Genomic DNA, 7,092 nt, shown 5'->3' with positions numbered 1-7,092 from the left:
GAATATGACAAGAACTACTACATGTTAAATTTTGCAGCAGCATAATTAAATAAAATTTTAACCTGAATTGTTTGGTTTATCCATAGAATTCGGGATTTTGTTTACTTTTTCATCAATGGAACCGACCGAAGGGAGCTCATGAATGCCCGTGAAAATTATGAATGAATAAAAAGTAAGAGCCATGCGGCTTGAGCAAAGTTAAACTAAAAAATTACAGGATATTTTTAATCGAACTCGGGTTAATAGTTATACTTACCACTATATTCCATATAGAACCAATAAAGTATGGGAATTTAGCCTGAATGCTTTAAAATTGATTGGAATTTTGTGGAAATGTACCTCAGACGGTCTGAAGTATATTGCCACAAATGGAAGCCAACTTCAGACGGTCTGAACAAGCCGAACTTATTGAGTGACCAAATCTTTCAGAGTAGCAATCCATTTTGGATGATCGTTAAGGCTTTCAACCAGCACCAATTCCTCCCCACCATTTTCTTCAAACAGTTCGCCGTATTCCAATCCAATTTCGATGGTGGTTTCAAGGCAATCTGCAACAAAAGCAGGACTAAATACCATTAGTTTTTTCGACCCTTTTTGAGCTTGTTCAATTACCACCTTATCCGAAAAAGGTTCCAGCCAGTTTTTGTCCAATCTCGACTGAAAGGCAACGGTATATTTCTCTTTAGGGATATTTAATTTTTCAGCCAGCAGTTTACTGGTTTCGTAGCAGGTAGCACGGTAGCAAAAATAATCGGTATCTGGTCTGAATTGTTTGTCACAATCACAATCTTTACAGTTTTTGTGAGGGTGAACCTTATTTACCTGTCTTAAGGGCAAGCCATGATAGGAGAAAATGAAGTGATCAAAATCATTCAGATCATGTTGATTTGCCTTATCAACTATTGTATTAAGATATCCTTCATGGTTGAAAAACTGATTTACCAATTTTATTTCGGGTATCACCTCCCAGTTTTTGATAATCTCCATGGCCTTTTCGAAAGTAGAGCCTGTAGTTGAAGAAGCATATTGAGGATACATTGGCAGAATAACCAATTTGTCAGGCATATCCAACCGGATCTTCTCCAAAACTTTTTTCATCGAAGGCTCCTGGTAACGCATGGCCAATTCTACCTTAAAATTCTGGTCCAATTCTTCTTGTAGTAGATCCTTTACTTTTTCCCCATAAATCATCAGGGGAGAGCCATCTTTGGTCCACAATTGCTTGTATATTTTCGATGATCCTTTGGCTCTAAACGGTACAATAATCAGGTTAACCAATATTTTTCTTAGCAACCATGGAATATCTATTACTCTTCTGTCGTTCAAAAATTCGAACAAGTAGGTACGAACATCAGAAACATTTGGGCTTTTCGGAGTTCCCAAATTCAGAAGCAGGACAGTAGTTTTCTTTGACATAGCGAGTTATTAATAGGCAATTATACCGATTAGTATTTAATGAATTCAAAATATTCGCAGACTCTATTTTGAAGATTAAATATCTATCGGCATTAAACCATAAATATTGTATATAATAGAGGTTTAAAAAAGGAAATGCGAAACACATTTCCTTTTTGAAATTAATATTTTTTTTTGATTAAGCTGATAACAATTTAAACTGAAATTGGTTCAAGCCAATTGATGTCTTTTTTTAAAAGTTGTAAGGTTTGTGCCTCTTTCGATCCTTCTTTCACTTCGTATTGATAGGTCCATTTTACTTCTGGCGGCATACTTACCAAAATCGATTCGGTTCGGCCATTGGTATCCAAACCAAATTTAGTTCCCTTATCCAATACCAGGTTGAACTCAACATATCTTCCGCGGCGATGCAATTGCCAGTCTTTTTCCTGATCGCTGTATAATATAGATGCATTGCTTCGCATGATTTCGCAATAGGTAGGAGCAAATAGCTCACCAACATCCATAACAAAGGCAAATAGCTCTTCTTTTGTCATTCCCAGGGAATCGTTCAAATGATCGAAGAAAATGCCTCCAACACCACGTGTTTCGTTTCTGAATGGTAAATAGAAATATTCATCGGCCCAAGGCTTGAATTTATTGTAAAAGTCAGGATTGTGCTTGTCGCATACCTTTTTCAATTCCAGGTGAAAGGCTTTGGCCTGAGTTTTATCTATATAAATAGGCGTAAGGTCGATTCCTCCACCAAACCAATATGTGCCATCGTTCAGCTCAAAATAGCGAACATTCATATGTATAATGGGCACATGAGGGTTTTCGGGATGCATGATTAAGGAAACACCTGTCGCAAAAAAATCATCAGCCTCAAGCTTTAATTTGTTCTTTATTTTCTCAGGTAACTCTCCATGAACAGCCGAAAACTGAACGCCACCTTTTTCAATAATATTCCCATTTTTAATTACTCGACTTCTTCCGCCTCCACCAGCTTCACGTTCCCATATGTCTTCATGGAATTGAGCTCCACCATCGCAATTTTCCAATGCTTTGGTGATTTTGTCTTGCAAATTTTTAAATTCTTCGGCTATGTATTCTTTCTGCATCCTGTTTTGTTTAGTATGATTTTGTTGCTGTTTTGTTGCTTTTCCTTTGAAATCGACTCAACATTTTCTTCTCAAAATTCCAAAAGAAACGAAATTGCCCGAAAAGCGTTCCCACAATTAAAAGTAGAACCTGGTATGTAGGAGTAATGATAAGAATACTAAGAAGAATTCTCAGTAAAATATTTGTGTCAGCATCAATTGAGAAGTATTCAAATATCGGATTACGAACCAAGACAGATAAACTGCCAGTAATCGAGAATACAATTAGAATGATTACCAGTTGTAGGTTTGAATTGATTTCCCAGCGCTTTTTAAGTTTTTCAAACATATGTTCTATACTATTTTAAAATATAATGATTTGAGTATAGTGCCGTCCCGAAGTTTCGGGATTGATATCTAAAATCGAGTATGTGATGATTTTGAATTAATCAAATACTAATCGGTAATTTAGATTAGTTTTAGATAAAACAAATATAATATAAAATACCTTTAGGTCTGAAATAGCATTTAAGAAATCTGTTTGATTTTATTGATTGCTCAATAGAGAGTAGAGTAAGCGGATTAAAGCATAAAAAAACCGCCTCAAATTGAGCTGTTAGTAATAATTGATAATTGTTTTATTATTGTTCAATCCTTTAATGTAGATTAAGATTTTTGGAATGTGGAAATATAAAGTTTAGTTGATTTTTAATTTATTATGGTATGATGTTTTAAATTGTTGTTAGTTTTTTAGTGATTGTTTGAATGTCTAAAAATTCACTATAAAACGATGAAATAGTTGTATGAAAGAAATAATTCGAATAAATCACTAGGTAAACATAGGTAATTTAGACTACATATAAAAAAGCTTGTTGGTTTTGTAGGTTATTTTTAATTTCTTAATTTGACTTAAGACATAAAAAGTTATTTTATTACGATTTTATATTAATTAAAGGAAGGAGGTGTTTATGAGAACTAAGAAATACTGTAAGTTCAATGGTTCTTACTTGATGCCATTTCAAGATAAGAATTGATGTTTCTAATAAAAAAAACTAAAAACTTGAAAAAATGAAAAAATCAAAATTAAATATAGAAAGTTTAAGAGATTTTACAGAATCTTTAAATAAAAATAAGGATGTTTCAAAGAAACAATTAGATAAGTTAAAGGGCGGACTTGAACCTCCACATTGTTTTAATTGTAGTTGTTTTGAAGGAACAATCGCAGGTTTCCAGGCAGGTATGGCTTTGAACTCATAATAAAGAATCTCTGTTTAGATTATAGATAAAGTAGCTTCAATGCATTGAGGCTACTTACTCTTTTATTTATTATTCGTAACAAAAAATGCGTACAATTTCATTTCCACTTTGTGTTATATGGCAGTATAAAGATATTTCTGTGTTATTTGATGCTAAGAGTAATACTATACTCGAACTCCAGTCTGAAGATAAACAGTTATTAATAGATTATTTTTTTAATAATAAATCAAGATTAAATTTCCAGAGAAATAATTTACTACATATTTTACATGAAAATGGAATCTTAATTCCTGAAGGATTAAAGGAAAGGTGCATAACGAATAAAGAACATGTAGAAAGAAATATTGATAAAGAGAGGAAATTATCATTTTTTAAAAAGTTTAGTTTAGAAATCACACAAGAATGTAATCTAAGGTGTAAGTATTGTCATTATACAATTGCAAGAGATTTTAGAAAACATACCTCTAAAAAAATGTCAATACAAATAGGGAAATTAGCTATTGATTTTTATTTTGAAAATGCCAAAAGAATTTATGGGTCGATTGGAGCAAAGGAATTTGTCAGGAGTATTAAAGAGGCTGAACCAATATTTCTCTTTTATGGTGGAGAGCCATTATTGAGCTTTGAAACAATAAAAACACTGATAAATTATTTGAGAGGTAAGAGTTGGTGCAAACTAGGTATATCTCCAAGTGAAATTAAATTGGGAATAAGTACTAACCTAACAATTCTGAATGAAAGCATGCTAAAATATTTAATAGAGAATAATATATTTCTCTATGTTAGCATTGATGGTCCTGAAAATATTCATAATAATAATCGTATCTATCAGAACGGAAGAGGTTCTTTTAAAGATGTGGAGGGAAATATCTGTAAAATAATTAAAGCGAATAGTAAATACTATTTGAATAATGTTTTTTTTATGTCTGTAAATAGTCATTGGGATGATAAAGATGCTAAACAGCAGTATTTTGAAACGTTAAGTCTTAATGGTAATTTACCATATGTAAACTATCTGTCATTATCAAAAAGAGGAGAATCTGTAGCAGATGTTTATCAAAAGCTTGGTGGAGTGGAAGAAGAATTAGAGACATTTGAAAACAAGATGAATGAATGGTTGAATTTTTTAAAAGTAAATTCTTTCTTTTTAAAAGATTTAGCTAGAAAAAGAAATTATCTACTCCGTGATTTATTATCAATTATTAATGAGTTTAAGGACGTTAATAATGCAAAATTCATGAGTAATAATTCAAATTTATATGATTCGGTAGAGTTATGTAAGGTCGGTTGTGACAATTTGTATGTAGATGTTGAGGGCTATTTTCACATATGTGAAAAAACAGATGGATCAATTACGTTAGGAAATGTAAAAGAAGGAGTTACATGGGAGAAAGTTTTGTCAATTAAAACGGAATATTTAAAGTTAATGAATTCAAAAAGATGTAAACATTGTATTAATTATTTTTATTGTAAGATATGCATTGCATCCATTATTCATAGAGGAAGTTTAACTATGCCTAAAGAAATTGATTGTGAGTATTTGAAGCAACTTAGAAAAGAAAGGGTTTTGAAATATGTGATATTGATTAGAAAGTTTCCTGAAATATTAAATGAGATTGAAAATTTAAAAGTGACTTAAATTGAAAAAAAGAATATGATACCACTAAATAAATATCCATTGGTTAAAATTATTGAGTTATCTGAATTTAATCTTTTATATGATTCTAGAAAGAATTTAATATTGAAATTGGATAAACAGGAATCTGATAAACTGATTAAATTCTTAAATGATGAATTAGAACCATATTCTAATTCAATCGATTTTAAAATATTTAGGGATATGCAAATAAAAGGATATTTAATTCAAGGAGGTTTGCTAGAGAGATGTAATGATTCAATTCTGAAATTTGATAAAAATTATAATAAAATTATTGAAACTATATTTCCAAAGAAATTTTGTCTAGAGGTAACTCAAAATTGCAATTTGAGATGTAAATATTGTGATTATACTACCGCAGAAAATGATCTGTCAGATAAGGGGCGGAAGCATTCATATCAAAGAATGGATATTGAAATAGGAAAGAAGGCTATTGATTATTATTTTAATCGATTAAAATATCTTTACAGTAGATCGGAGCGATCTAATTTTATTAAAACCATTCGTGATATAGAGCCAATGATTACCTTTTATGGAGGAGAACCATTGTTAGAATTTGATACACTTAAAGAATTGATAAATTATATTAAACTATTTGATTTTGCAGAATATGGCTTGAAAAGAGATGATTTTAATATTACAATTAATTCCAATTTAACAGTTTTAACTAATGTGATGATGGAGTTTGTTGTCGATAATAATATTACTCTACATATTAGTTTGGATGGTCCAAAAGATATTCATGATAAAATGAGGGTGTTTAAAAATGGGCAGGGTAGTTTTGAAAAAGTTCTAGAAAACCTAAATAAAATTAAAACCTATAATACTAATTATTATAAAGATAAATTGTTTTTTCTAAGTGTGAACCATGAGTTTAATAATATTGAGGAAACGGCAAAATTCTTTAGAAATTTATCAGAAGATAATATCTCTCCATCTTTTGATTTTATAAGTCTTACAAAGCGCGGGCAATGTTTTCCTAATGTTGAAAAAGAGGTCGATAATCTGAAGAAAGACTTTGAATTACATTTGAATCAATTTAGGAGTAGAATGAGTATTCTTACCGAAAGTATAAACGAAAATTCAGATATTTCTTTTGAAAAAACATATCAAAACGATGTAGATTACAGAGAAGCAGTAAACCTTTGTGTTGTATTTAAAGATGTAAATAAAAATGCAGGAAGTAATGACTCTTTAAAATTCAATAAAATAAATTTGTGTCCTGTTGGGTATTATAGTGCTTATGTTGATGTAAAGGGAGATATTCATATTTGTGAAAAAACTGATGGAACTTTTTGTATAGGCAATATATTTAAGGGGGTGTTAAAGAAGAATGTAAAATCGATTGTTGAGAAGTTTGTCGAAATAATGAATAGAGATGACTGTAAGAATTGTTGGGCATTCTATTATTGTGATTTTTGTCCAGCATATTTAATAAATAAAGGAGAGTTGAATGAGCCTAAATTATTAGATTGTGAGTTTATGAAACTTAAAACAGAACTTTTCATATCCAAGTATTTTATTTTAGTAAATGAATACTCGCAATTAATTGACCATATTCTAAATAAGAATCCAAAAATTCAGGATTATGGAAAAGTTATAGAATTAAGTAATTAGCATGTTAGTTCATTTTTTCGAGACATTTTATTTTCTACGAGAAACAGATATTGAAAATAAATAAAA

Annotated in this window: 6 protein-coding genes; 3 read left to right on the top strand and 3 right to left on the bottom strand. The window is 30.5% G+C overall.

Going from position 1 to position 7,092, the window contains the following annotated elements:
* Window positions 1-405: 405 nt before the first annotated feature.
* The 3 genes from hemH to NQ163_RS07945 form a co-directional block, all read right to left on the bottom strand.
* A complete protein-coding gene (hemH, locus tag NQ163_RS07955; protein WP_268189784.1) occupies window positions 406-1,416 on the bottom strand; it encodes a ferrochelatase in 1,011 nt (336 codons plus the stop codon).
* Between the two features lie 194 nt (window positions 1,417-1,610).
* Entirely contained in the window at window positions 1,611-2,516 is a 906-nt protein-coding gene (gene hemF, locus NQ163_RS07950; RefSeq protein ID WP_268189782.1) for an oxygen-dependent coproporphyrinogen oxidase, read from the bottom strand.
* A gap of 10 nt (window positions 2,517-2,526) precedes the next feature.
* The gene (locus NQ163_RS07945; RefSeq protein ID WP_268189780.1) at window positions 2,527-2,844 is read right to left on the bottom strand and encodes a DUF6787 family protein; all 318 of its coding nucleotides are present in this window, start codon (window positions 2,842-2,844) and stop codon (window positions 2,527-2,529) included.
* Between the two features lie 719 nt (window positions 2,845-3,563).
* On the opposite strand from NQ163_RS07945, the gene NQ163_RS07940 reads away from it, so the two are divergent.
* The 3 genes from NQ163_RS07940 to NQ163_RS07930 all read left to right on the top strand — a co-directional run bounded on the left by NQ163_RS07940 (window position 3,564) and on the right by NQ163_RS07930 (window position 7,026).
* A complete protein-coding gene (locus NQ163_RS07940) occupies window positions 3,564-3,752 on the top strand; it encodes a hypothetical protein (protein ID WP_268189778.1) in 189 nt (62 codons plus the stop codon).
* A gap of 85 nt (window positions 3,753-3,837) precedes the next feature.
* Window positions 3,838-5,391, top strand: a complete 1,554-nt coding sequence (locus tag NQ163_RS07935; protein WP_268189777.1) for a radical SAM protein — start codon at window positions 3,838-3,840, stop codon at window positions 5,389-5,391.
* Window positions 5,392-5,406: 15 nt separating this feature from the next.
* Window positions 5,407-7,026 (top strand): radical SAM/SPASM domain-containing protein, encoded by a 1,620-nt coding sequence (locus NQ163_RS07930; RefSeq protein ID WP_268189776.1) that lies wholly within the window; start codon window positions 5,407-5,409, stop codon window positions 7,024-7,026.
* The last annotated feature ends 66 nt before the right edge of the window (window positions 7,027-7,092 follow it).

The organism is Marinifilum sp. D737 (assembly GCF_026672275.1).
GTDB lineage: Bacteria > Bacteroidota > Bacteroidia > Bacteroidales > Marinifilaceae > Marinifilum.
Note: the sequence above shows the minus strand (reverse complement) of the source record. Positions and strands in the feature narration are given on the sequence as shown.